Below are 26012 nucleotides of genomic sequence, written 5' to 3'. Positions count from 1 at the left end.
TCTTTACGGTGGCCCGGGAGCCGCAGCGGGACTCACCAGCAGCAATTACCACGATCAACGTGTGTCATTGAATGGTTACCTCATGCTGGGCCTGACCAAAATCGGTGCGGGTCTGGTTGACCGCAAGATAGAGGCCGCTACAGCGACCCATTCTGATTTGTATTACTTAGGCGTCAGCTATCCATTTGCCAGTTACTGGGTACTGGACGCACAGGTGTCACGCTTGAAAATCAAGGATACCGCCAAGGTCTCGACCTTGTCTGTAGCGCGTGTGACGTACAACTTGTCGAAACGCACGGCGCTGTATACATCGCTCGGGTATATCCAGAATGCCGGTTCCGCAGCGGTCGCGTTGGATGCAGGCGGTACGGTGGGTGTCGGGTTGAATCAGGCTGGTGTCATGACAGGTATTCGTCATACTTTTTAAGATAGCTGGCAAAGTGGTTTGCCCGGCGACGGACAGACCATTCAGAACTATATGACGTCAGCGCAAAAAGACTAATTCAGCATAGCTAAAACGGTTAGCAGACCGTCGGTTTGCTTCTCTAAAATCAGCTTGCACTTGTTGCCGGGTCAATGTGGATGGTAATGCGACGGTGACAGGATAGGCATCGCCGGATGTATTGACGCCTTGGTCAGTCGCAGGCTGCGCAATAACGACGTTATCACCGTTGACTGTTGGCGCGAACGTGCTTGCAGATGCGATACCGACGATTGCCAATAGTACGAGTCCTGCTGAAATATGTTTGATGTTCATGATGGTTTTCTTAGAGATGAGTGAAAGCTTGGTATCCCAAGGCAATACCTGATATTGCGTAAGCCCTGTCAATGTAGGATGGTCACATTGTATTTGTTTTAACAATTTACAAAAACAGCAAAAATAGAAATATATTATTTCCATTTTAGAAATAATATTCACTCTGGCTTTCAAGCTAAACTGCGTTCCTCATGTCTGGAATTGAAGCTTGTTTGCGGCGTCGGGCAGTTTTTTAGAAACGGATAATTCAATGCAGGAGATGCAAACGTGATCAATAAAATATTTGCTTCACTAGAAGCCGCCGTCGCCGGTGTGCAGGATGGTGCGACTATCATGATCGGCGGATTTGGCAATGCCGGTATGCCAGCGGCCCTGATCGATGCGCTGATTGTGCAAGGGGCGCGTGACCTCACTATCGTCAATAACAATGCCGGCAACGGGGACACCGGGCTGGCCGCCTTGCTCAAGGCTAAGCGGGTGCGCAAAATTATTTGCTCGTTTCCGCGTCAGGCCGATTCGTATGAGTTTGACGCGCTGTACCACGCTGGTGAAATCGTGCTGGAACTGACGCCGCAAGGCAATCTGGCAGAGCGGATTCGTGCTGCCGGTGCGGGTATCGGCGGCTTTTTTTCGCCGACCGGTTACGGTACATTGCTGGCCGAAGGCAAGGAAACCAGAATGATCGATGGCCGCAATTATGTGTTGGAGTCGCCGATTCATGCCGACTTTGCGTTGATCAAGGCGCATCAGGGCGACCGCTGGGGCAATCTGGTGTATCGCAAGACCGGGCGCAACTTCGGCCCCATCATGGCGATGGCGGCCAAATGTACGATTGCACAAGTCACAAAAGTGGTCGAATTGGGAGAGCTTGATCCGGAAGCGATCATCACCCCGGGTATTTTTGTTCAGCGCGTCGTGCTGGCAACCGCCGAGACGCAAAGGAGTGCAGCATGAAGCGTTTTACCCGAGATCAAATCGCAGCGCGCGTGGCCTCCGATATTCCCGAAGGGGCGTATGTCAATCTGGGGATCGGACTGCCGACCAAGGTTGCCAACTATTTGCCGAGTGAGCGCGAAGTTTTTCTGCATAGCGAAAACGGTTTGCTGGGCATGGGCCCGGCCCCGGAACCCGGTCAGGAAGATGAAGACTTGATCAATGCCGGTAAGCAGCCGGTCACGCTGTTGGCAGGCGGCGCGTATTTCCATCATGGCGATTCGTTTGCGATGATGCGCGGCGGTCATCTGGATATTTGCGTGCTGGGTGCTTTTCAGGTGTCGGCCACGGGCGATCTGGCGAACTGGCATACCGGCGCGGCGGACGCGATTCCGGCTGTGGGCGGGGCGATGGATCTGGCGATTGGTGCTAAGCAGGTGTTTGTGATGATGGAGCATCAAACCAAAAGCGGTGAGAGCAAGATCGTGGCGCAATGCAGCTACCCACTCACAGGCATCGGTTGCGTGAACCGGATTTATACCGACCTGGCGGTGCTTGATGTCACGCCGCAGGGTTTGCGCGTGCGTGAAATCGTTGCCGATATTTCTTTTCAAGAACTACAAAAAATTACCGGTGTGCCCCTGCTGCAAGCGTGACGCGTCAGTATTTCGAGCCACTATTGAATAATCTAAATCACCCATTCAAATCATGATTGAAGCCTACATTTGCGACGCCATTCGTACCCCTATTGGCCGTTACGGCGGTGCTCTTAAGGATATCCGCGCCGATGACCTTGGCGCGATTCCGTTGCGTGCCTTGATGGCGCGTAATCCCAACGTGGACTGGAGCGCGGTGCAGGATGTGATTTACGGCTGTGCCAATCAGGCCGGTGAAGACAACCGCAATGTGGCGCGTATGTCGGCATTGCTGGCGGGCTTGCCGCAGGACGTGCCGGGATCGACCATCAACCGCTTATGCGGCTCCGGCATGGATGCGGTCGGCACGGCCGCGCGCGCTATCAGGGCCGGTGATACCAGCCTGATGCTGGCCGGTGGTGCGGAATCGATGACGCGTGCGCCATTTGTCATGGGCAAGTCCGATAGCGCGTTTGCGCGTAGCGCGGCAATTTTTGACACCACCATCGGCTGGCGTTTTCCTAATCCGTTGATGCAAGCGCTGTACGGTGTCGATGCGATGCCGGAGACCGCTGAAAATGTCGCCACCGATTACAACATCAGTCGTGCCGATCAAGATCTGTTTGCCTTCGCCAGCCAGACTAAAACTGCGGCAGCACAACAGAACGGCACGCTAGCCGAAGAAATCACGCCCGTCATTATTCAGCCTAAAAAAGGCGATGCCATCACCTTCTTGCAGGACGAACATCCACGCCTGACCAGTATCGAGACGCTGGCGAAACTCAAGGGTGTGGTGCGACCTGATGGCACGGTCACCGCTGGCAATGCTTCCGGCGTCAACGATGGTGCTTGCGCGCTGTTGCTGGCTAGCGAAGCGGCTGCCCGGCAGCATGGTCTGACGCCAAAAGCGCGCATCGTCGGCATGGCGACAGCTGGCGTTGCACCGCGTGTCATGGGTATCGGCCCGGCACCGGCGGTGCAAAAATTATTACAGCAAGTAGGCATGACGCTCGACCAGATGGATGTGATCGAATTGAACGAGGCATTTGCTGCGCAAGGCCTGGCAGTCTTGCGCATGCTGGGCTTGCAAGACAACGACCCGCGGGTTAATCCGAATGGCGGCGCGATTGCTCTCGGCCATCCGCTTGGCATGAGTGGTGCGCGACTGGTCACTACGGCGATGTATCAGTTGCATCGCACTGGTGGGCGGTATGCTCTGTGCACGATGTGTATTGGTGTTGGTCAGGGAATTGCGTTGATTATCGAACGGGTTTAATCGATTGCCAGATCGTGGTTGTCGTTAAATCAACATAAGCCGTATTTTTGAGGCCTCCTGCGGGAGGCCTCAATTATTTTGATTTCAGGAAATTAGTGCGTTTTCCAGCCGATTACCAAGCAAAAGGTTACATTTACCCCTCCCTCGACTAGAATAGCCACGCTATTAAAATTCCATCATTTCTTTAAGACAATCCCGGAGCGAAGTTGAATAATTATCCACATCCTATTATCGCCCGCGAAGGTTGGCCGTTTTTAGCCATTGCGTTTGCGGTGGCCTTGCTAGTGACTTATATGTCAATTGGCTGGTCGATTCCTTTTTGGATCATTGCATTATTTGTATTGCAATTTTTCCGCGACCCACCTCGGGTGATCCCACAACAGCCTGGCGCAGTTATTTCTCCTGCAGACGGTCGTATTGTCGTGGTCGAAAAAGCCCATGATCCTTACGCCAATCGTGAAGCGCTGAAAATCAGTGTCTTTATGAACGTCTTTAACGTCCATTCGAATCGCGCCCCGGTCGATGGCAAGATCGAAACGGTGCAATACTTCCCCGGCAAGTTCGTCAACGCCGATCTCGATAAGGCCTCGACTGAAAACGAGCGTAATGCTTTAGTTATCACTGCCGCCAACGGTCAAACCGTTACTTGTGTGCAAGTTGCTGGTTTGATTGCGCGCCGTATCCTTTGTTATGTCAAGGTCGCCGATGTACTGGAACGTGGACAGCGTTACGGTTTTATCCGTTTTGGTTCGCGGGTCGATGTTTATCTGCCGTTGACCGCGACACCGAAGGTTGCCGTAGGCGACAAAGTGTCGGCGACTGAAACGATTCTGGCTGAGTTTTAAGCTTTCATAAGCTAGTTTTGAATGGCAGCGACAGTTTTAACACGCTGCCATCGTTTTTTTATAGATTGAAAAGGATGCTACATGGCTAATTTCCCCCGTCGCAAGACGAAGAATAACGTCACACAGTTCCCCAAGACATTGCGTACAAAAAATGCTTTGCGTACGTCATATCAGGACGACGATGAGAACGAGGGGCCGGTACGCCCGAGTTTGCGGCGTCGTGGTGTGTATTTGTTGCCAAATGCATTTACCACCGCAGCGCTGTTCTGTGGCTTCTATGCCATCGTCATGGCAATGAATTTGAAGTTCGACTATGCATCGATTGCGATTTTTGCGGCAATGGTGCTCGATAGTCTGGATGGCCGTGTGGCACGGATGACCAATACCCAAAGTGAATTTGGCGCGCAGTATGACAGTTTGTCGGACATGGTTTCCTTCGGTGCCGCACCCGCATTAGTCGTCTACGAATGGTCATTGCGCGGCATGGGCAAGCTGGGCTGGCTTGCTGCATTTGTCTATTGCGCCGGGGCTGCTTTGCGTCTGGCGCGCTTCAATACGAATATCACGGTGGTTGATAAGCGCTATTTCCAGGGCTTGCCGAGTCCTGCTGCGGCAGCGTTAGTGGCGGGTTTCGTCTGGATTATGGATGACTTAGGTTTTGTCGGTACCGACTTGAGTTGGGCCGCATGGGCAATCACCTTGTACGCTGGCCTGACGATGGTGACTAACGTGCCTTTTTATAGCTTTAAAGATATTAATTTGCGCAAACCAGTGCCATTTATCGTCGCTTTTGTCGTTGTGCTGGTGATGGTCGTCATTTCCAGCGCGCCATCGAAGGTTTTATTCGGTTTGTTTGTGTTGTACGGATTGTCCGGTTTGGGCGTCTATGGGTGGCGCTTATTCAAAGGTAAACCAGTCAGTATTTTGCAGACTGAACATGAGTCTGATGAAAAGTAAATAATCGCCAGACTTTAAAGAATACACACAGCCGCCGTGGTTTTCCAGGCGGTTTTTTACTGTGTAAAAGAGTATATTTGTAGATCTTTCAAAAATATATTCAGGAGCACAGCATGGTCGTCAATGAGCCGAATCGACTCAATCCACCCGAAAAACTGATCATCTTTGACACCACTTTGCGTGATGGCGAGCAGTCGCCCGGCGCATCCATGACCAAGGACGAAAAAATCCGGATTGCCAGGCAATTGGAGCGGATGAAGGTTGACGTGATTGAGGCAGGATTTGCGGCAGCTTCGCCGGGTGATTTTGAGGCGATCAAGGCGATTGCAGGAATCGTCAAGGATTCAACCATCTGTTCGCTCTCGCGCGCCAATGACAAAGACATTGCCCGCTCTGCCGAAGCGTTGAAGCCAGCAGAGCGCAAGCGCATCCATACTTTTCTGGCGACCTCGCCCTTGCATATGGAAAAGAAATTGCGGATGAGCCCGGATCAGGTGTTTGAGCAAGCCAAAATGGCGGTCCGTTATGCGCGTCAATTCACCGATGATGTTGAGTTCACACCAGAAGATAGCAGCCGCTCAGACATCGATTTTCTGTGCCGTGTACTGGAGGCGGTGATTGCCGAAGGCGCGACCACGATTAACTTCGCCGATACGGTCGGTTATGGCGTGCCGGAACTGTTCGGTCAGATGCTGAAAACCGTGCGTGAACGCATTCCTAATTCGGATAAGGCGATCTGGTCGGTACATTGTCATAACGATCTGGGGATGGCGGTTGCCAACTCGCTCGCTGGCGTCATGATCGGTGGGGCGCGGCAGGTTGAATGTACGATCAATGGCCTTGGTGAACGTGCTGGCAATACTGCACTGGAAGAAATTGTGATGGCGGTCAAAACCCGGCGCGATTACTTTCATCTCGACATCGGTATCGACACTACCCAGATTCTCCCAGCCTCGCGACTGGTATCGCAAATCACCGGTTTTATCGTGCAGCCGAATAAGGCCATCGTTGGCGCGAATGCATTTGCGCATGCTTCCGGGATTCATCAGGACGGCGTGTTGAAAGCCCGCGATACCTATGAAATCATGCGTGCCGAAGATGTGGGCTGGAGTGCCAATAAAATCGTTCTCGGTAAATTATCGGGGCGCAATGCCTTTAAGCAGCGCCTGCATGACCTTGGCATCGCGCTCGATTCTGAAACTGAAGTCAACGCTGCTTTTTCGCGCTTTAAAGAACTGGCAGACCAGAAGTCGGATATTTTTGACGAAGATATTATTGCCTTGGTCACGCACGAGCAGCAGTCGCATGAGAGCGAATACTATCGTTTCGTCTCCCTGTCACAGCACTCTGAAACCGGCGAGAAGCCGACTGCCAAAGTCGTGTTCTCGATTGACGGTAAAGAGGTGACCTGTGAAGGGCAGGGCAATGGCCCGGTGGATGCGATTGTGAACGCCATTGAGACGCAGGTGGCGAGTGCGGCTGAACTGTTGTTGTTCTCGGTCAATGCGATTACCACTGGCACGCAGTCGCAAGGTGAGGTCACGATGCGTTTGTCTAAGGCCGGGCGTATCGTCAATGGCGTTGGTGCTGATCTTGATATCGTGGTGGCCTCGGCTAAGGCGTATCTGACTGCGCTCAACAAGTTGCATACGCGGGCAGAGAAATTGAGTCCGCAGGTGTAACTTAGTTGTAATCAAAATACTAAAAACTCCGTTCGTACTGAGTAGGGCTACTCAGTACGAACGGATTTTTTATGCAGTGCGGAGTGCCTCAAGCACTACCGCCTTAACCGGAATTGGTGCGACCGCTCCATATCCCAACGTCGATAATGCCGCCGTCATATTGGCATAGCGCGCCGCTGTGAAAGGATCATCGCCAGCAACAATGCGCGCAATAAACGCACCGCCGAAACAATCTCCCGCACCGGTTGCATCAAGCGCGGCAACCGGATAAGCCGGAACTAATCGTCGCTCGTCTCTGGTGGCGACATAACAGCCTTCAGCCCCGAGTTTGAAGGCAATCAAGCCCATCCCGTAAGATAGCAGTTCATCGACGATGGCATCCCGGTCATCGAGACCGGTGAGGGCATGGACGTCATCCCAGCTAGGCAGGCAAATATCGCACAGCGCAAACGCTTGCCGCATCTTGGCGCGGGCCCGTTCCAGTGGCCACAAGCGCAGGCGTAGATTGGTGTCTAGCGAGGTATGCACGCCGTTGTTGCGGGCATACTGCATCGCCGCCAGACCCGCATCACAGGCACTCTCACTGATAGCCAGACTGATCCCGGACAGGTGCAATACTTTGGCCGCCGCGATTGTCTCTAGCGGTAGTTGCACGCTTTGGTAAAGGCTGGCAGCAGAGCCGCTACGGAGATAGTCGAAATGGTGACCATCCGCATCGTGCGAGACAAAATAGACCCCGGTAGCGGCATGAGGATGCGTCTCAACATGAGTTGCATCAACCTGTTCAGCTTGCCAGAGATCGCGTAGCTGGCGACCAAAGCTGTCATTGCCCAAGGCGCTGATGTAACCGCTGCGCGCGCCCTGACGTGCAGCGGCAATGGCGAAATTGGACGTATCGCCACCAAAGCCTTGCAAATACAAACGCGGATCACCCAGCTCGCCAAATCCAGCCGGATTGTTCATGTGTTGATTGCGTTGATTAAACTCAACCATCGCCTCACCGTAGGCCAGGATGTCTGGCGTGCTGTTGTTATTGGTTTCAAGCATGGTATAGATCCGTCAGAAGAAGGTCTGAACGATATCAATGACATCGTAGTCAGGACTGACAACGGCGACTTGACGCCATTTGTCGAAAGTCAGGCAAGGGTGTGAAATATCGAAAGCAATCATATCGCCGACTTTGATATCGTCGCCAACGGCGATGCGCATATAAGCATGCTGATCCATCATCCCGGTCACTTCCCAGTGTTCAGGGGTGGGAGAAGGCAAGCCCACGCCAGGGCGGTAATGCCTCGCTGGCAGCGGCAGTCCGGCATCGAAGGCGGCATCCCGTTTGCCGAGCGCGATGATGGCTTTATCGGACTCGGGTATCGATTGCACGTAGGCCCATAGTTGTAAAGCCGGGAGCAAGCTCGAGCGCATTTCACGGGCGACCGGATTGCGGGTCTCAATCTGCGCTTGTGAGGCACGGTAGACGCCGACGTCATGGGTCAGATAGCAGCCCGGGCGCAGGATCACGTCCAGCGGCAAGCCGATATCGGCTTTGGAAAACTCTTCCGCCACGACGTCATACCAGGCCGATCCGGCACCGGTAAGAATGACTGGGCGCAGGCTTGCACGCTCGGCAAATTGCCCGGTCTGCGCCAGCTCCTGGGCGCAGCGTACCGCGCGTTGCAGAAACTGCCGGATGTCGGCTTCTTCTTTTAGTACGCCTTCATACAGCTCAACACCGGCCAGCACGATGGCATCTTTCCATTCGCCGATGGCTGCCAATACGGCACTTTGTTGCGCGGCGTCGCGCACGCCGGTGCGACCGCCGTCAGCTCCTAATTCCAGCAAGACGTGGAGTTTTTGATTGCGCGCTTTAAAGAACGCACCCAGTAATGCCACACCCTCGGCGGAGTCCACCAGACAGCAAAACTCAAACGATGGATCGTCCAGCATGGCCGAAATGACCGCCATATTTTGTTTGCCGACCAATTGATTGGCCATGATCACGCGACGCACACCGTGCGCGTAGGCAACCTTGGTTTGATGCGCGGTCGCCAGCGTAATACCCCATGCGCCACCCGCCAATTGGCGCGCAAACAATTTCGGGGCCATCGTGGTTTTGCCGTGCGGCGCTAGTTTGACGCCGTACTCCGAGACAAACTCTTGCATCCATTCGAGATTATGTTGCAGCCGCACTTCATACAAAACAGCGGTTGGCAGGCTGACGTCTTCGCATAGCAAATTCCAGTGCAAATTTTTGATGGAAGAGGTGGGCAGCGGCTGTTGAAGTGTGCCCAGACCTTTGTTCAGAGAGCCGATAATCGGATCGGTAATTTGATTGGTGATAGCGTCGTGATAGTTTGTATCATTCATTAATAATTTCCTCATTTAAATTGGATATTTCTATTTTTTTTATAGGAATAATCCGTATTGTTCATTCGTAAATTGTAAATATATGGCTTATGTTATAAAGTACCACAAAATGTATTGCGCGCGTGGTAAGGTCGGATTCAAATTAGTCAAGTGAGTTCCTTAGGATAGGTCTTATTTTAGATAAGGATAGACGTATGTCAGCTCCATCGGAGCACACAGTGATCGCGACAGCGACGTTTGATATCGTCTCGCGTATTTCCGAACGCAGTGGGCAATTGCGCCTGGCCGAGCAAAAGGTCGCGCAAACGATTTTGGGCGATCTGGCGCAGGCTGCTGAGGTCAGCATCCATACGCTGGCGACACTGGCCGGGGTCAGTCAAGCTAGCGTGACCCGTTTTGCCAAGGCGGTGGGCTGCCGCGATGTCCGCGATCTGAAAATGAAACTGGGACAGGCTGCTGCCATCGGAGAGCGATTTTTGCGTGCAGAAACGCCATCCGAAGAGGGGCGTGTGCCGCAAATTGCAGACATTATTTACGCCGATATCGGCAGTGTGCTGGAAGTCAATCACGCCATGCTCAATCAGGAAGCATTGCAGCGTGCCGCACAATTATTGTTGGACGCACGCATGATTTACGCCTTCGGCATGGGCGGCGGATCAACGATGTTATCGGACGAAGCGCGCTACCGGCTGGTGCGCTTAGGCAGGCCAGCGGCGACCTATCACGACGCCCTGTTGCAGCGGATGGTGGCCGCCACGCTGGATAAAAATGACGTGGTGTTGGCGCTGTCAAGCAGCGGTAACGTGCCGGAATTGCTGGCTAGTTGTGCGGTTGCCAAGGAGTATGGCGTGCGGCTGATCGCGATCACTGCACTGGGGTCGCCCTTGGCGGCAATGGCCGACGTGTTGCTACCGATCAAGTCATTAGAAACAGATTTCATTTTCAAGCCATCGTCGTCGCGCTACGCCATGATGATGGTGCTTGATGTGTTGATGGCTGAGCTGGCGCTGCTACAAAAAGAGCACAGTCAGGAACTGCTGCGGCGCTTGAAATTTACGCTCGATGTGCACCGTGGTGGCAGTAACCGTGAACCGCTAGGAGATTGATATGAAGACAGACCGCAGTAGTTGCGACACCCTGATCCGTAATGTATCGCTCATCGACGGCAGTGGCGCGCCGCCTTTTTATGCCGATGTCGCGCTCGACGATGGTCGCATCGTGCAGATTGCAGCCGTCGGCGCATTAAACGCCTGGCAAGCGACACATCAATTCGACGGCAGCGGCAAGGTGTTAAGCCCCGGTTTTATCGATGTGCATACGCATGACGACACCAACGTCATTCGCCAGCCGGAGATGCTGCCCAAACTCTCGCAAGGCGTCACTACCGTCGTGGTCGGCAACTGCGGCATCAGCGCCGCTCCTGTCAGTCTGAAGGGTGCGCCGCCGGACCCGATGAATTTATTGGGCAACGCAGAAGATTTCAGTTATCCGACGTTTGCCAGCTACGTTACGGCTGTCAATCAAGCGCAGCCGTCAGTCAATGTTGCCGCGTTAGTCGGCCACACCGGATTACGCAACAACCAGATGGACCGGCTCGATCGCGCTGCGACCGATGACGAGATTGCCGCCATGTGCGCGCAATTGCGTGAAGCATTGGCGCACGGCGCATTGGGCCTCAGTACCGGCCTGGCCTATGGCAACGCGATCAGTGCACCGACCGCCGAAGTCATGGCGCTAGCCGTGCCGCTGGCCGCCGCCGGAGGAATCTATGCAACCCATTTGCGTAGCGAGTTTGCCGACATTCTGGCGGCGATGGATGAGGCTTTTCGGATCGGCAAGCATGCCCGCGTGCCGGTGGTGATTTCGCATCTGAAATGTGCCGGCGTTGACAATTGGGGCCGTAGCGGCGAGGTACTGGCCGCACTGGAGCAGGCCCGGCGCTATCAGCCGGTCGGTTGCGATTGCTACCCGTACACCGCCAGCTCCTCGACGCTTGACCTCAAACAGGTCACCGATAATTTCGATATTCAGGTCACCTGGTCCGAGCCGTATCCTGCTATGGGTGGCAAGCTGTTGGCGACCATCGCAGTCGAGTGGGGTGTTGATCTGTTTGAGGCGGCCCGGCGTTTGCAGCCAGCCGGTGCGGTGTATCACGGCATGCATGACGACGACGTTAATCGCATCCTGAGCCATCCGGCGACGGTGGTAGGCTCGGACGGTTTGCCCAATGATCCGTTGCCGCATCCGCGTTTGTGGGGCGCTTTTCCACGCGTGCTGGGGTATTACAGTCGGGAGAAAAAACTCTTTCCGCTGACCGTCGCGATCAACAAAATGACCGGTTTGTCGGCTGAGCGCTTTGGGTTGACCCAGCGTGGTCTGGTACGGGAAGGGTATTGGGCCGATCTGGTTCTGTTCGACCCCGAAACGGTCCGCGACGCGGCCACATTTACGGACCCGATGCAACCGGCGCATGGGATTGAGGCGGTTTGGGTCAATGGCGTTCTGTCGTATCGCGGTGGTGCAGAAAAAGTCGCAACGGGCCAGCGTGCGGGACGCTTTTTGGCACGCGGTAGTCTTACACAATAGTTTTGCAGCAGTATATTTATCGATAGTTTTTATAGGAGAAACAAATGACAATCAAACGATACGGTGTAGAAGGTGGTTCAGGAACCGGCGGTCAACATTTACCATTTGCACGGGCGGTAGAAGCAGATGGTTGGCTGTATGTTTCCGGCCAGGTGCCGTTTGTGAACGGTGAAGTCATTGATGGCGGGATCGTCGCGCAATCGCATCAGGCAATTAAAAATGTGCTGGCGATTCTGGCGGAAGCGGGTTACGGCCCGGAACATGTGGTCCGTTGCGGGGTCTGGCTCGACGATACGCGCGATTTTCAATCTTTTAACCGGGTATTCAAAGAATACTTCGGTGCGAATCCTCCTGCGCGTGCCTGCGTGCAGTCCCCTATGGTGGTCGATTGCAAAGTCGAAGTCGATTGCATCGCTTTCAAGCGATAAAGTCATCGCTGCTAAAAACATAATAATGACAGCAGACTAGGTAAGGTCGCATCATTGTTTAGACCAGGCGTCCCGACGCAGACAGTACGGCTGTACGGCCAGGCGGGGCAACGACGTATAAACGATTATGCGACCTTACTTAACGTGATATAAAAGCGCCTCGCCGCGCTATAGCGGCAAGCGCAAAAATTGAGGAGAAGGTAATGGAGATGGTTCAGGGGAACATGCTGTTAGCGTACGCACTGATTGCAGTGATTGCGTTGATCGTATTGATTGCAAAATTCAAGATGAATCCGTTCATCGTATTGATCGTGGTCTCCGTCATATTAGGAGCCGCAGTCGGTATGCCAATGGATGGCATCGTTAAATCGTATGAAAAAGGCGTAGGTGGCGCACTTGGCCATATCGCGCTGGTGGTCGGATTAGGCACCATGTTCGGCAAAATGATGGCCGAGTCCGGCGGTGCCGAGCGCATTGCCAATACCTTGATCGGTGCCTTTGGCCCGAAGAACGTGCATTGGGCAATGATGGTGGTGGCGTTAATCGTGGGCTTGCCGGTATTTTTTGAAGTCGGTTTTGTCTTGCTCATTCCAATTGCCTTCAACGTTGCCAAGCGTACCGGGACTTCGATGATATTGGTCGGTATTCCGATGGTGGCCGGTTTGTCAGTCGTCCATGGTTTGATTCCGCCGCATCCTGCTGCACTGTATGCGGTCACCGCTTACAACGCTGATATCGGACGCACCATTATTTACGCACTGATAGTGGGTATTCCGACGGCTATTATTGCCGGGCCATTGTTTGCCAGGCTGATCTCGAAGTTCGTCTTCCCTAATCCAGACAATCCACTCCTGACGCAGTTTGTCGAAATTGACCTCAAGCGTAAATTACCCGGTCTGGGCATCACACTGGCGACCATCATGTTGCCGGTTGTGTTGATGTTGCTGGGTAGCTGGGCTGACGTTTTCTTTACACCGAAAACGTTCGCTAACGAATTTTTGCGCTTGATTGGCAATTCGGTCATCGCCTTGTTAATTGCCGCTTTGGTGAGTTTTTATACATTCGGTAAAGCCTGCGGTTTTAATCGTGAAGCGATCCTGAAATTTACGACCGACAGTCTGGCTCCGATTGCCGGGATTACCCTCATCGTTGGCGCTGGCGCTGGTTTTGGTCAGATTCTCAAAGATAGCGGTATCTCGACTTCGATCGTCGGCATTGCGACTAGTGCCCATTTATCGCCGCTGGTGCTGGGTTGGTTTGTTGCTGCCTTGATTCGGGTTGCCACTGGTTCGGCCACTGTGGCGATGATTACTGCGTGCGGGATCGTGGCACCGATTGTCTCCAGCGTAGCTGGCACGCGTCCGGAGTTAATGGTGTTGGCGACCGGTGCCGGGTCCCTGATTCTGTCGCATGTGAATGATGGCGGTTTCTGGCTGGTGAAGGAGTATTTCAACATGACAGTGACTGAAACGCTCAAAACCTGGACCGTGTGCGAAACACTTATTTCAGTGCTTGCTTTGCTCTTTACGTTGGCTTTGTCTACGGTGGTGTAAACATACTTCGGCACGATTTTTGCCGGAATGATTCTGGAAGCGGTAGTTGGTAGAGTGATCACCCAAAAGGTGACAGTATCGATTCAGGTAATAGTTAATTTATTCAAACACTTATAGATACCTGGAAGCGGTCAACTGCTGTTTCCAGGATGATCGGCCTGTAGAACTATTCGGTTCTACAGGCCTTTTTGTTGCTGGGCCTAATCAGAAGGAAGTGCCGGCTTTTTAGCGCGACTTGTTGATGGACCGGTTCCTGGATCGTTGGTAGGTATGTCAGGAAAAGCGATCAGGTCAGATATGCTGCGCGTTCTTTCCGATTGCTGTGCTTGCGCTCTATGCGGTCGCCACGCTGCTGTGACGTCCTCATCTGTTGGTAAAGTGGTAGTTACGGCGATAGCGGTATTGATTGTTTTATTGGATTTAATAAATAGTTTGTTGAGTTCTTTTTCGGTATTCATGTCCTCTCTTTCCTGGCCTGCTTCGATTTCTTGTCGGACATAAGTAGCCTGCTGTTGCGCTGTAATAACGCAGTGAGGAAGGGAGGCGACGCTCAGCTGCATGAGCTCTGTCAATATGTTCTGGTTGGCCGTAAAAGAAGCCAGTTGGGATGAAATTTTTCTTTCAGCATCAGCATGACTCTCGCATATTTTTTGCGCCTCATCGGCGGCATTCGAGCTTTGATGTTTATTTGAAAAAAACTGAGCGTTATGTGCAAATCCGATTTTTGCTGTGATGGCCCAAGGTAAGTCTGCCGCTGCGCGCTTTTGTTTCGCATCCACATTTACGCTGCGACGCCAATTTTCGGGTGTGATCGATTCAGTACATGCAGATTTGGATAGAGTCGGTCGGTTCAACGGTCTGGCTTGCATTTTTTGTATTTCTTGGATCTCTTTTTGTCCTTTAAGAAGGATCGTTTGCACGTTTCTGCTTGCTGTATTTATTTTCTGCAATTGATCGTTACACAGATTTGATGGGGTGCTTTTTTTAGACGGGTCCTGCGCTATCGTTGCCATATGCGGCGTAAGCCGGGAGAGTTGTTGTGCTAGTGGATTTTTTTTGATAATCGTTTTTATACTGGCCAGCGCAGGGCTGATCTGATTCAATGCCTCCGGGTCACTTAATGCATGTGTTAAGGAACGAATTGTTCGCATGGGTTTGGGTCGGGAAAGTAAGGTTTTGGCCGGAATTTCTATGTTGCGTTGTTCATCGACACCGAATTTTTTATGACAATCCTGTACGATTTTTCCTACCCACTCTCGGTAGTGTTGTTGCGATGACGTCATCTTGCCCTGAGCCGGATCATGCGTACGTGTGACATCAGGAAGGACAGAAAAAATGGTTTTCCGTTTAGTTGCAGAGGATGTGCTTTCAGACGCGGATGCCTCTGTCGGTCTTTTTTTTGCATCTTCCGATTGGTGAGTTAATGGCAGTCCCAGCAAAAGTATGTTGTGGTCTGAAAGGGGGGTGTTTGGATAATGATTACGAATATTTTTTAGACGAATAAATTTCTCAGATTGTGTAATAGCCTGGTACATCCCTGGAAGTTTGTCATACATCTTTGCCGTATTAGGTGTCTGTGTTTTGTCTAATATTTGATACGTGTATTCTTCGATCTTTCCGATATCTACTTTCGTAGCCATGAACGCCCGGTGATACAGCTCGCGGTTGGCCATGTACGTATAGAACAGGTTGTATCCCTCGTGCATGTTTTGAGACAGATCACATAAATACATGACTGTTTTGATCGGTATCCGGCTCAGAATTTCACCTCGCAATGCTGCCGGGTACTGCAGCAGCGCATACAGTGTCACGGCAATCTGATGCTTCTCTATTTCCACAGGCATATAAATTGTGTTCTTCCTGCGCAGTTGGATGGCGATGGCGCTGCTTTCCCTTTTGACTTGCCGCGCCATGAAGAATAGAGAGTTATTGATGACGGGTTGTATTTCCGAAATAAAACGATTTAACGCTTCTTGAGTAAATAATCGAGGTAGCAAATAACCCCGATAGTTTGTCTCTCTGGTAAGTTTTTGCGCCATGTTTAAAAACGCCGGAGATGGTGTCGGATAAACGGGTTTCTGCATTCCTGAGCCGCTCGCGACAGGCTCTTCTTCTGCGAGGGGTTCTTGCAAGGCTAATAGAATTGCTGCTGCTGCCGTTTCGGTCGTTGTTTCCGTTTCTATACTTTGAGGTGCCGACATTCCTACAGATTGATGACTGGTTAAATTTTCTAGTAAGTTTGTGAATTCTTCAAATGTCGGGTTGGCTACTATTAGCGTGTTGTCGGCCATCGGCGGCTCATCTACGAGAGTTTCTCGCATAGCTCCCAGCATCGCTGCGGCTGCAGTTTCCCCTTGTATTTCCGCCTGTACTTCCATTTCTATCTGTTCTGTTGTCGCCGTTCCTCCCAATTGATAATTATTTATATTTTCTAATAAGTTTGTAAATTCTTCAAATGTAGGGGTATCTGCTATTGCCGGGTAGTCTGCTGTCGGTGGCGGCTTTGTTACGATGTGTTGAGGTATTTCCAGCAATTCTTCCGGCAAACTTGCTATTGCCTCGCTTGTAATGAGTTCGGCTAAGTAGTCTTGAGGATCCATAGGGCTGGCGATAGATGACCGCGGCGTGGCTCCCGATGTGGGTGGTGTGAGGTCAGGGGAGGTAAGCATAATACGGTTGGTATTGCTTCCGGATCGCAGATTGCAACGCATGAGTAACGTTTTTGAACTGCTGGGATCGGTTATTTGTGAGGCATAACCTGGAGTAGGGAAAGTGGCTGTGTTCGGTGTAGTGTTTGCCTGCATGAATGCGATACTCCTATTGGTAAGTGTAGGGTTGGATAGTCATAAAGCCCGGATTGAATGCGTCATCTCATCACTTTATGTGCTTCTGTGCCGCTATTGCTCACGTGTCGGATATCTGCAATCACTATATACCTATGCGATTTTCTCCTTTGTTTATTGAGTCCCGATCGAAATTGACGGGTTTACATAAAAACAGCTTGCAAGACCTTGGTCTTGCAAGCTGTTTTTATTAGTAGGACTTAACGCAAAACTGCCTCAGCGGCGTGCCTTGCCGGGACGATTTTGCGTAAGCCCTAATTAGGGAGCATGGAAGCGATGACTACAGTTCGATGCGCGTGCCTAATACTTTCAGAAACTGCGCCAGCCATGCCGGATGTGCTGGCCATGCGGGAGCGGTCACCAGATTGCCATCGGTATATGCAGCGGTGACATCGATCTCCGCATATGTTCCGCCAGCCAGTTCTACTTCCGGCGCACAGGCCGGATAGGCCGAACAGGTTTTGCCTTTCAGTACGCCAGCTGCGGCCAGCAATTGCGGACCATGACAGACGGCCGCAATCGGTTTGTTGGCTGCGTTGAATTGCTGGACGATTTCGATTACGCGTTTGTTCAGACGCAGATATTCAGGTGCGCGACCGCCGGGAATGAGCAATGCATCGTAATGATTGACATCGACATCGCTAAACGATGCATTGAGGGTAAACCGATGACCTGGCTTTTCGCTATACGTCTGGTCACCTTCAAAATCGTGAATTGCGGTGCGGATACTCGCGCCAGCAGCTTTATCGGGACACACAACATCAACCTGATGACCAACCATTTGCAACGCCTGAAATGGCACCATCAGTTCGTAGTCTTCGACATAATCACCAGCCAGAAACAGGATTTTTTTTGCGCTCATGATAGTTCTTTCAGTAAGGAGTGAAGGAAATGCGTGTTGGCAGTAACACGCAGACATGGTGACCAAATGATTATAGCGAGAGTAGGTGAGCGTGTTGTGTATTAATAGTTAATAGTTGTTTTGTAGTAAAGCACGGTCAGTTCGTAGCTCCTTGTTTAAGCACGTGGCCAGTAACCCTTGCGGCCATAGCGCGTCGTACAACGATGCTTGAGAAGCGCCAATACAATACGCCCACTACGATGGACATCAACGCAAATCCCAATATGCCGATATGAAAATACAGCAGTTTGTAGAGCTCTATGCCCACGCCGTACATCGCCATGCTGACCATGCCCATGGCTGCGGCAACGGTACCTTTTGAGATAGTGGTTTCGGTTAACGTAAAGCGCACCAGTACGGCGACGGACAGGCCTTCTCCGAAAGACACCAGACTAATGCCGAGTACCAGAAAGTAGGGCGCTTTGAATATCAGCGAGCCGATCAGCATAACGCCTAAGCCGCAGACCATCGGATAAAGACCATATTTGACTGAGCTGCCGAGTCGCCAGCGATCCGCATTGATGGCGAGAACAAGATTGCCAGCAATCAGAGAGCCGAAAACCGGGATTTGCCATAGACCGTACTCGACTACACTCAAATGCCCATCGGCGACTAAAATCAGCGGTGACATCGCGATCCAGCCGATCAACGGCACCGCAAGCAATGGAATGGACAGCGCACCCATCAAAAAATAACGATTCGAAAATACCTTGCGATAGTCGTGCCAGATATGGATCAACGGTAATTTTTCCTTTCGCGGCTGCACGGTTTCCGGCATGTGCAAGATCAGGCCGATCAAGGCGATGGTTGAGACCGCTGCGATGAAAACAAATACCATCCGCCACGGCCACATCTCGATCATGAACGCGCCTGCAACTGGGCCGATCAGCGGCGCGATCAAGGCGACATTAGCCATCAGAGCCGTGAGTTTGACGGCAGCTTTTTCTTCAAAAGCTTCTTGCACCACGGCGTAGCCAACCGAGGAAATAAAACACAGCCCAATACCTTGCACCACGCGCAGGGCGATAAAACTTTCAATGCTTTCGGAGAATAATGTTGCCAGACAAGCAAGGATAAAAAATACCGTACCGCCCAGCATCACCGGACGTCGTCCGATCCGATCCGAGAGCGGGCCAAACAGCCATTGGAACATTGCGCCGCCCACTAGAAAGGCAGTCATGGCCGACGCCATCCAAGCCGCGCTGGCACCGAATTCTTTGGTCACCACGATCATCCCCGGCTGGATCATGTCATTGGCGATGTAGACGGAAAATTCAAATAGCACCAGTGCCATTGGGAACAACAATGTCGTTCGATTAAGTGTGGAAATTTTGTTCATTTGTAAAACCGTTTTTGCGAAAATTCTGAAGCCAGAAGGATTGCACAGAAGCAAGCTGAAGTGCGCTTATCGATCAAATATTTCGCCTTTTGTTTGTTCTTCAATCTGTTTCTTTTATTGATGCAGGTCAAGGAGGAAGTAAATAATGCGCGACATACTAATGGCGTTGTAAAAATATCATCTTTTTGAGTATTTTCGTATCTGGATAGTCGATCTTTTGCGAGTTGTGCACGCCCAAATGGATAGCATCGAACCGTGACACGGCCAAGTTCATGCGCCGTTCGAAAAACAGTCATCACGCGTAAAGTAATTCTTCACGCAGCTAAGAGGCGGCACAAAATGGATCACGCACATGCCATTTACTTTCGTTGTTTTGTTCCATCGCTTATTCCATCGCTTGCGCTATCAGTCTCGTTATTACTTATATCGACAACCATACTCTCAGGTTGCGGCGGCGGTGGCGGCAGTAGTCAAAATCCGGGTGTCGTCACACCGATTTCTACGCAATCCACACCCGTTTCGACGCAGCCTGCATCTGGGGCCGGCTTTTTAAATCCCAGCGACCCCAGCAATGTCAGTGCCGCCCGAGCCAGTGGAATTACCGGTGCGGGCGTGACGGTCGGCATCATCGATACTGATTTCGATGTGACCGATCCGCAACTTGCCGGGCGCATCACCAAAAACGTCTACACCGCTGCGACCGGTACAAGCAGCGGCGGCTTTATCGGTGCCAGCGGTAACGGTGATACGCATGGAACTCTTGTTGCCGAAGCCTTGGGCGGCACAAATACCGGTATCGCGCCCGCTGTCCAGATGGCTGGTATCGCAGCCGGAATCGGTGGCGGAGGCACGGCCCTGAGCGCGGATATTTACACATTTTTATATAACAACGGCGTGAGGATATTTAATCAATCGAATGGAGTCGGATCGATTGCCACGCCTGTCGATGGCGTCACTTATCACAGCATCTATCAACCATTCGTAGCCAAAGGTGGTTTGTTTGTCTGGGCCACCGGGAACGGCGGCGCAGCGCAGCCGACGATGACCGCGGGTTTGCCAGCGTTGTATCCGGATTTGCAAGCAGGCTGGCTTGCGGTCACTGCTGTCAATGCCGTTGGCGGCACGCAGGCTTATTCCACCGCTGATATGGTGCCGGGGTCGATTGCCAGTTACGCCAATCGTTGCGGCCTGGCTGCTAATTGGTGTTTGGCCGCACCGGGCGATTTTGTGTCGCCAACAGCAGGGGAGCGCGTCTATGGGACATCGTTTGCAGCGCCTGCGGTGACCGGAGCGATCGCCTTGGTTCAGCAAGTTTATCCATGGATGAACGCCGATTTGCTACGCCAAACTATTTTGTCGACCGCCACCCCCATGAACGATACGGCGACCTATGGCTGGGGTTTGCTCAATGCCAGCAAGGCGGTGAATGGCCCGGCGTTGTTTATGCAAAGTCTGGCGCTCGGCCCGAATGTGAACGTCAGTTTTAATACCGTTTCTGCCATTTTTAGTAATGCCATAGCGGGCGATGCGGGACTCACTAAAAGTGGAACCGGAACGCTGACTTTATCGGGGGCCAATACCTACACCGGCAACAATGAAGTGGTCAACGGTACGCTCAATATCACCGGATCAATTGCGTCTGGAGTGCAAATCGATACGGGTGGGAATTTGTCTGGCAATGGCGGCCATCTCGGTAGCAGCGTCACCAATAACGGACGCTTGAGTAATGCCGGCAGTGGCTTGACGATTGCCGGTAATTACACGGCGTCGGCGAATGCGATCTTAGCCAATGATTTCAACGCAACGCTGACGGTTGGCGGCACGGCAATATTGGGCGGCTCGCACCTCGTCGCAACGGTTCCTGCCGGTAATGCAGACGCGAATGCTTACGTCACGGCGCAAGCGAATAACACTCCTCAAAAAGTACTCACCGCATTTACGGCAGTGAACAATACGTTTAGCGATGTCAGCTTTCAAAGCGTCGGCACGGCGTTTCCTCCGTTACTGAGCGCTAGCGTTTCATATAGTGCTAAAGAGGTTGATTTGAAGATAGGACGTGTTTCTACGACGACGGTTGCGGCCCAATCTTTTTCGGCAGACCCGACCAGAGCGAATAGCGCCGCCAATGTCGAACAAGCCATGACTGCAGCTGACACGATGATGGCCAGTGGACAAACTGGTGGCAGCAACGCCCCATTGATCGCCAGTGCAGCGGCGCTGGAACGGGTCGCTGATGTGGCCGCCCTGGGCACCGCGCTCGATAGTTTATCGGGACAGATTCATGCTTCTGCGCAAGCGCTGAGTTTTCAGCAATCACAAACCGTGAATCGCACTTTAGCGAATCGGCTATCCCAATTAGGCGTGCAAAATCAGCAAGTTAAAACAGGTCTGTGGGTCAGTGCTATCGGCGCTTCGGGCAAACTTGCCGAGGCCGGTTATGCCAGGGCCGATACGTCGATGCTGGGCGGTCAGTTTGGGTTCGATACGCAAGTTAATGAGAGAGCGATCGTCGGTGCTGCGATTGCGTATTCGGATAGCCAAGCGAGTTTCGATCGGTTTGGCGGAAATTCAAAAAGCCAAAATACAGGCGTGTCGCTCTATGGGCGCTATGCGCTCACTAGCCAAGGCAATAATGACGCCGATGGTGGTCCTTACATCACGAGCCGAGTAGGCGCTGGAACGGTTTCCAGTACCGTCAAGCGCACGGCCATCGCTGGCGCTGAAATCGAAAATTTGCAAGCAAGCCATACCGATACCATGCTTTCGGCCTATGTCGAGTACGGTTATGCATTGAAATTGTCGGACGATGCCGCTCGTAATATCATGTTCACGCCGTTTATCGGCGCAGCTTACGACAGATTAGAACGGGGCAGCTTTGCCGAAACCGGCGGCAGCTTCGGACTGATCGCCAATCGCCAGTCGTATGGACAAACGGCCGGTTTGGTTGGGGTACGAGGGCAGGGCAATGTTGACTGGTTTGCGGGTAAGAGCACCATACAAGCCTATGCGCAATGGCAACACGGGTTTGCGAATGGGAATCTGGATTTTGCGGCAGCTTTTTTAGGCGCGCCAGCAAGTCATTTCATCGTGCAGGGAATCGCGCTATCAGGTCATTCAGGTTGGGCTGGGGTGGGTATTTCGACAGCGATTAATCGTCGGTGGAGTTGGTATGCCAATTATGATGGGCAATTTAGCAGGGGCGGGTTGGTCAATAACGTGCTGTCTGTGGGGGTGCGAATTGGGTTTGATTGATGTGTGCTTATGTATGGGCAGGTGATTTTTGAATGTAAATATTTATAAAATGTTATACGTTCTTAAATTTTTTATTCAGGGGCTATTCATGGATAACAATGTTGCATTAAGCATGTCAACAACGGCTTCACGATCACAATTTATAGAAATAAAACCAAACCTATCAACAGAGTTTTTAAGATTTAAAACGACGCTCGTAGCAGTAAGTCAGTCTAATGCCAAGTGTTCGCTCTCAAACAATACTGATCTATACGATAAATTGAATCACGATATTAAGCGATTGGAGAAATATGTTATAAAAGATGACATTAAATCAACCTCAAAAACGTTAAAAGCACAATTTAAGCATGCAAGTAGGCTACAGAAGCATGCCGCTGACTTACAAGAGAAGGTCAGATTTGGCGTGTTTCGTTCTGGTAAATCTGTGGATCAATTGCAATCACAAGCTGATGAAATTGCTAACAGAGTATTTAAAAAAACGACTTATGTGCGAGAGACGGATGTATAAAGCCACTCTATTTTTTTGATGCTATGCGATTTTCTTATATGAGTTATGCAAACAATAAAGAAGACTTGGAAGGTGTGCAGCGCTATAGTTCGTCTGTCTCCTCCAACACCTCCTAAGGTTTGGATTTACCCGCTCCCTCAAGGTGAGCGGGTTTTTTTTTGCCTTAGCGTTCTCAGTACGTTGCACGGCAGTATTTTTCTTCTTCTTTATATAATTGAATTGCTTATCCGGGATGTGCAAAAACAGATTGATTTGTTTTCGAATAGTGTCGGGATTGCAGTATTTTTTGGTGCTCGCAAGCTGATTAAGACGGACGAACAGTACGGTTGTGGGTCTATTATCCGATTTATCTATATTAGATATATCAACAATAAAGAAGACCTCAACGACGCGCTACGATATAGTTCATTTGTCTCCTCCAACACCTCCTAAGGTTTGGATTTACCCGCTCCCGCAAGGTGAGCGGGTTTTTTTTCGCCTGCGTATTTGTTTCCGCGTATTTGTTCCTGTTACAGATCGCGCATCATCACAACCGACGTTTGCTTAAAACCGGTGCGCTCAAAAAAATGGTGAGCACTGGCATTGGTGATACCACTTTCAAGAAATAATCGCTGCACGCCGTATGCTTTGATCTGTGCGGCTAGCCAGTCGATAAATTGTTGACCGATACCCCTGCCACGTACTGTTGGCGAAACAATCATGTCTTCGAGCACCGCAAACCGGCAATCCGGCTTGTCGGCGTTGAATCCGAGAAAAGCGATGCCGACCAGTTCCTCGTCCAGCCACGCACAGGCAATCGCATCATGAAACCCATCATTTGCCGGATTCTCCAGAGTCTCTGAGACTTCCGTATGAATGACTTCCCATAACTTTGGATGCCATTTTCCAAGGGCTACTGCACGGCCTTCTTGTAGTTCCATATGTGAGATGTAATTGACATCCGCGTGCGCGCAGAAAAAATCGGCAATCTGTGCAGCCAGTTCTGGATGCTCTGCCCAGCGTATGGATAAATTGGTCTGGGTAGTTGGGGTGTGTGTCATTGCGGTTCTTTCTTTGTTGGGGCTAATGCTTGAAACTTTGAGATCCGGTACCATCGGCCGGACCTTTGGGACTATGCAACTATGCGGCCAATACAATCACCACTTTTTGACAGGTAACAGCCGCCCGGAGAGCCTGAATAATAGGCGTAAATACGTCGTTGACAAATGTATTTTTGATTCCTAGACTTTAACTTCTAGTGGGAGTATTGAGTGTCATTTCCGCATGCCAATTTACCCTTTATTGCAACAATAAATCGTTATAAATAAAGCTGCTTTCTGATTGATGATGAGGAGAACCATCATGGCAATCGATCAAGAACGACTTCAACATTTTATGGGACGTATGGTAGGCGAGTTTGGGGCGGTAGCATCAGCGGCTCTTATCGTACTCGGCGACAAGCTTGGTTTATATCGCGCAATGGCAGGGCAGGGTGCGATGACCTCGATTGATCTCGCACAACGCACTGGTATGACCGAGCGCTATGTGCGTGAATGGTTGGCAGCACAAGCCGCAGCGGGGTTTGTGGAGTACAACCCGGCAAGCAAAACCTACGAACTTCTTGCTGAGCAAGCGCTCTGTTTTGCCGATGACACCAGTCCTGTATTTATCCCTGGTTTCTTTCAGGTATGCGAATCCATGTTTCGCGATTTGCCCATCCTCGAAGATGCTTTTCGGACCGGAAAAGGGGTCGGCTGGCACGAACATAGTCATGCACTTTTTCACGGAACAGAACGATTTTTCCGACCAGGATATGCGGCCAATCTGGTCAGCGCATGGATACCGGCACTTGAAGGCGTCGATGCAAAATTGAAAGCCGGTGCAATGGTTGCCGATGTTGGCTGCGGCCATGGCGCGTCAACCGTATTGATGGCGCAAGCCTATCCCAACTCAACCTTTACAGGCTTTGATTATCATGCGCCATCCATCCGTTGGGCCCGTGCAGCAGCGGAAAAAGCAGGCATCGCTGATCGGATCAGTTTTGAAGTCGCCGCCGCAAAAGACTACCCGGGGCGTGACTATCAACTGGTCACATTTTTCGATTGCCTGCATGACATGGGCGATCCAATCGGTGCCGCCGCGCACGTGCGTCAATCACTCAAGCCGGACGGCACTTGGATGATTGTGGAGCCGTTCGCCAATGACCAGACAGAAGATAACCTCAATCCGGTAGGGCGTATTTATTACGCCGCATCGACCATGATCTGCACACCCGCATCGTTCTCACAAGATGGCCAAATGGGGCTTGGCGCGCAGGCAGGAGAAGCACGGTTGAAGGACGTTGTAAGCAAAGGCGGCTTCACACACTTCCGCCGCGCCGCCGAGACGCCGTTCAATCTGGTATTGGAAGCAAGGCCCTAGTAGTTGTTGAAAAATTTACACCTAAAGTCTTCGGCGGCGACGGATCATTTGTCCGCTGAAATTATCTGACCATCGCTAATCTTAAGGAGTCCATCATGTCCCGCAAATACATCGATTGCCGCGAATATCCGAGTGCCTCGAACTGCTCAGTGGCGATCTCTGCTGATAACGATGAAGAGTTGTTGGACGCAGCAGTCCAGCATGCTGTGAGCGTGCACGAGCATCAAGACACACCGGAATTGCGGAGTCAGCTTAAGCAGTTGTTTAAGAGTGGAACGCCGCCGTTGAAGGTTTGATGGGCGTTGGTAAGGATGGATTGAAGCTTTTCAATAAGACAGGGGTCGGCGCGGTCGCCTCCGTGCTCAACGGTAACGCAGACGGGATGGATGCGATGATTACCCTCAATATCACCGCGCTGACGCGCCTGACTTATGCTGTCGCACCGGTGTTCGTTAGCAAGGGGACTGGCAGGATCATCAACATCGGACTTTAAAGACGTTTGTGTTTTGGTGCTTTTATTGGAGGTGTTTTACGAGGAGGGTAGTGACATCAGCGACCGTGCTGGGTACCAGAAAACCTTACGCGCGAACTTGCGATTCTCTGCGTGAAGCTTGGCATTCTCAGCGTGGATTTTCTCTAGTTCGGAAGCGTTCATGTTGGTTATTGTACTGTTCTTTCTGCGTTCGGCTGCTTTTGTCATTGTTGGCATATGCGCGAATCCTTAATCTGTTGGTCTTTGATCATATTGCTTGT

Annotated in this window: 23 protein-coding genes; 16 read left to right on the top strand and 7 right to left on the bottom strand. The window is 51.5% G+C overall.

Annotation, left to right across the window (positions count from 1 at the left end; translation table 11 throughout):
• Positions 1-427: porin (locus ACVBEF_RS06070; RefSeq protein ID WP_447123039.1), on the top strand; the 427-nt coding region annotated here is incomplete at its 5' end.
• Between the two features lie 57 nt (positions 428-484).
• Here the strand turns inward: ACVBEF_RS06070 and ACVBEF_RS06065 are convergent.
• Positions 485-757 carry a hypothetical protein gene (locus tag ACVBEF_RS06065; protein WP_447123038.1) on the bottom strand — a complete coding sequence of 91 codons (273 nt, stop codon included), beginning with the start codon at positions 755-757 and terminating at the stop codon, positions 485-487.
• Positions 758-1024: 267 nt separating this feature from the next.
• On the opposite strand from ACVBEF_RS06065, the gene ACVBEF_RS06060 reads away from it, so the two are divergent.
• The 6 genes from ACVBEF_RS06060 to ACVBEF_RS06035 all read left to right on the top strand — a co-directional run bounded on the left by ACVBEF_RS06060 (position 1025) and on the right by ACVBEF_RS06035 (position 7085).
• A complete protein-coding gene (locus ACVBEF_RS06060; RefSeq protein ID WP_447123037.1) occupies positions 1025-1711 on the top strand; it encodes a 3-oxoacid CoA-transferase subunit A in 687 nt (228 codons plus the stop codon).
• Positions 1708-2346, top strand: a complete 639-nt coding sequence (locus ACVBEF_RS06055; RefSeq protein WP_447123036.1) for a CoA transferase subunit B — start codon at positions 1708-1710, stop codon at positions 2344-2346. Before ACVBEF_RS06060 ends, ACVBEF_RS06055 begins: the two co-directional genes overlap by 4 nt.
• Positions 2347-2398: 52 nt before the next feature.
• The gene (gene pcaF, locus ACVBEF_RS06050; protein WP_447123035.1) at positions 2399-3601 is read left to right on the top strand and encodes a 3-oxoadipyl-CoA thiolase; all 1203 of its coding nucleotides are present in this window, start codon (positions 2399-2401) and stop codon (positions 3599-3601) included.
• Between the two features lie 206 nt (positions 3602-3807).
• Positions 3808-4446 carry a phosphatidylserine decarboxylase gene (locus ACVBEF_RS06045; RefSeq protein WP_447123034.1) on the top strand — a complete coding sequence of 213 codons (639 nt, stop codon included), beginning with the start codon at positions 3808-3810 and terminating at the stop codon, positions 4444-4446.
• An 81-nt stretch (positions 4447-4527) separates the two neighbouring features.
• A complete protein-coding gene (gene pssA / locus ACVBEF_RS06040; RefSeq protein ID WP_447123033.1) occupies positions 4528-5403 on the top strand; it encodes a CDP-diacylglycerol--serine O-phosphatidyltransferase in 876 nt (291 codons plus the stop codon).
• Between the two features lie 113 nt (positions 5404-5516).
• Positions 5517-7085, top strand: coding sequence for a 2-isopropylmalate synthase (locus ACVBEF_RS06035; protein WP_447123032.1), 1569 nt, complete (start codon positions 5517-5519; stop codon positions 7083-7085).
• Positions 7086-7154: 69 nt separating this feature from the next.
• Here the strand turns inward: ACVBEF_RS06035 and ACVBEF_RS06030 are convergent, their stop codons facing one another.
• The gene (locus tag ACVBEF_RS06030; RefSeq protein WP_447123031.1) at positions 7155-8132 is read right to left on the bottom strand and encodes a sugar kinase; all 978 of its coding nucleotides are present in this window, start codon (positions 8130-8132) and stop codon (positions 7155-7157) included.
• A 12-nt stretch (positions 8133-8144) separates the two neighbouring features.
• Positions 8145-9449, bottom strand: a complete 1305-nt coding sequence (locus ACVBEF_RS06025; protein ID WP_447123030.1) for an amino acid deaminase — start codon at positions 9447-9449, stop codon at positions 8145-8147.
• A gap of 194 nt (positions 9450-9643) precedes the next feature.
• Between ACVBEF_RS06025 and ACVBEF_RS06020 the strand changes: the two genes are divergently transcribed.
• From ACVBEF_RS06020 to ACVBEF_RS06005, 4 genes are all read left to right on the top strand, one after another.
• Positions 9644-10555 carry a MurR/RpiR family transcriptional regulator gene (locus tag ACVBEF_RS06020; RefSeq protein WP_447123029.1) on the top strand — a complete coding sequence of 304 codons (912 nt, stop codon included), beginning with the start codon at positions 9644-9646 and terminating at the stop codon, positions 10553-10555.
• Between the two features lies 1 nt (position 10556).
• Entirely contained in the window at positions 10557-12035 is a 1479-nt protein-coding gene (locus tag ACVBEF_RS06015; protein ID WP_447123028.1) for an N-acyl-D-amino-acid deacylase family protein, read from the top strand.
• A 44-nt stretch (positions 12036-12079) separates the two neighbouring features.
• Complete coding sequence (locus tag ACVBEF_RS06010; RefSeq protein WP_108442439.1) at positions 12080-12463, top strand: RidA family protein; 384 nt, start codon at positions 12080-12082, stop codon at positions 12461-12463.
• A 203-nt stretch (positions 12464-12666) separates the two neighbouring features.
• Positions 12667-14016: a GntP family permease gene (locus ACVBEF_RS06005; protein WP_447123027.1), complete on the top strand. Its 1350-nt coding sequence runs from the start codon at positions 12667-12669 to the stop codon at positions 14014-14016.
• A 200-nt stretch (positions 14017-14216) separates the two neighbouring features.
• Here ACVBEF_RS06005 and ACVBEF_RS06000 read toward each other — a convergent pair whose 3' ends face one another.
• From ACVBEF_RS06000 to ACVBEF_RS05990, 3 genes are all read right to left on the bottom strand, one after another.
• Positions 14217-16616, bottom strand: coding sequence for a hypothetical protein (locus tag ACVBEF_RS06000; RefSeq protein WP_447123026.1), 2400 nt, complete (start codon positions 16614-16616; stop codon positions 14217-14219).
• Positions 16617-17139: 523 nt separating this feature from the next.
• Positions 17140-17721 (bottom strand): DJ-1/PfpI family protein, encoded by a 582-nt coding sequence (locus tag ACVBEF_RS05995; RefSeq protein ID WP_447123025.1) that lies wholly within the window; start codon positions 17719-17721, stop codon positions 17140-17142.
• A 136-nt stretch (positions 17722-17857) separates the two neighbouring features.
• On the bottom strand, positions 17858-19099 hold the full coding sequence (locus ACVBEF_RS05990; RefSeq protein WP_447123024.1) for an MdfA family multidrug efflux MFS transporter: 1242 nt from the start codon (positions 19097-19099) through the stop codon (positions 17858-17860).
• Positions 19100-19438: 339 nt separating this feature from the next.
• On the opposite strand from ACVBEF_RS05990, the gene ACVBEF_RS05985 reads away from it, so the two are divergent.
• Both ACVBEF_RS05985 and ACVBEF_RS05980 read left to right on the top strand, forming a co-directional pair.
• Positions 19439-22351, top strand: coding sequence for an autotransporter domain-containing protein (locus ACVBEF_RS05985; protein WP_447123023.1), 2913 nt, complete (start codon positions 19439-19441; stop codon positions 22349-22351).
• Between the two features lie 88 nt (positions 22352-22439).
• A complete protein-coding gene (locus ACVBEF_RS05980; RefSeq protein ID WP_447123022.1) occupies positions 22440-22859 on the top strand; it encodes a hypothetical protein in 420 nt (139 codons plus the stop codon).
• A gap of 509 nt (positions 22860-23368) precedes the next feature.
• Here ACVBEF_RS05980 and ACVBEF_RS05975 read toward each other — a convergent pair.
• Positions 23369-23899 carry a GNAT family N-acetyltransferase gene (locus tag ACVBEF_RS05975; protein ID WP_447123021.1) on the bottom strand — a complete coding sequence of 177 codons (531 nt, stop codon included), beginning with the start codon at positions 23897-23899 and terminating at the stop codon, positions 23369-23371.
• 301 nt (positions 23900-24200) lie between these two features.
• Between ACVBEF_RS05975 and ACVBEF_RS05970 the strand changes: the two genes are divergently transcribed.
• From ACVBEF_RS05970 to ACVBEF_RS05960, 3 genes are all read left to right on the top strand, one after another.
• Positions 24201-25259 (top strand): class I SAM-dependent methyltransferase, encoded by a 1059-nt coding sequence (locus ACVBEF_RS05970; RefSeq protein WP_447123020.1) that lies wholly within the window; start codon positions 24201-24203, stop codon positions 25257-25259.
• Positions 25260-25354: 95 nt separating this feature from the next.
• Positions 25355-25555, top strand: a complete 201-nt coding sequence (locus ACVBEF_RS05965) for a DUF1059 domain-containing protein (RefSeq protein ID WP_447123019.1) — start codon at positions 25355-25357, stop codon at positions 25553-25555.
• Positions 25555-25752, top strand: a complete 198-nt coding sequence (locus ACVBEF_RS05960) for an SDR family NAD(P)-dependent oxidoreductase (RefSeq protein WP_447123018.1) — start codon at positions 25555-25557, stop codon at positions 25750-25752. The genes ACVBEF_RS05965 and ACVBEF_RS05960 overlap by 1 nt, the downstream gene beginning before the upstream one ends.
• The last annotated feature ends 260 nt before the right edge of the window (positions 25753-26012 follow it).

The sequence above is a fragment of the Glaciimonas sp. GG7 genome, from assembly GCF_052976905.1.
Note: the sequence above shows the minus strand (reverse complement) of the source record. Positions and strands in the feature narration are given on the sequence as shown.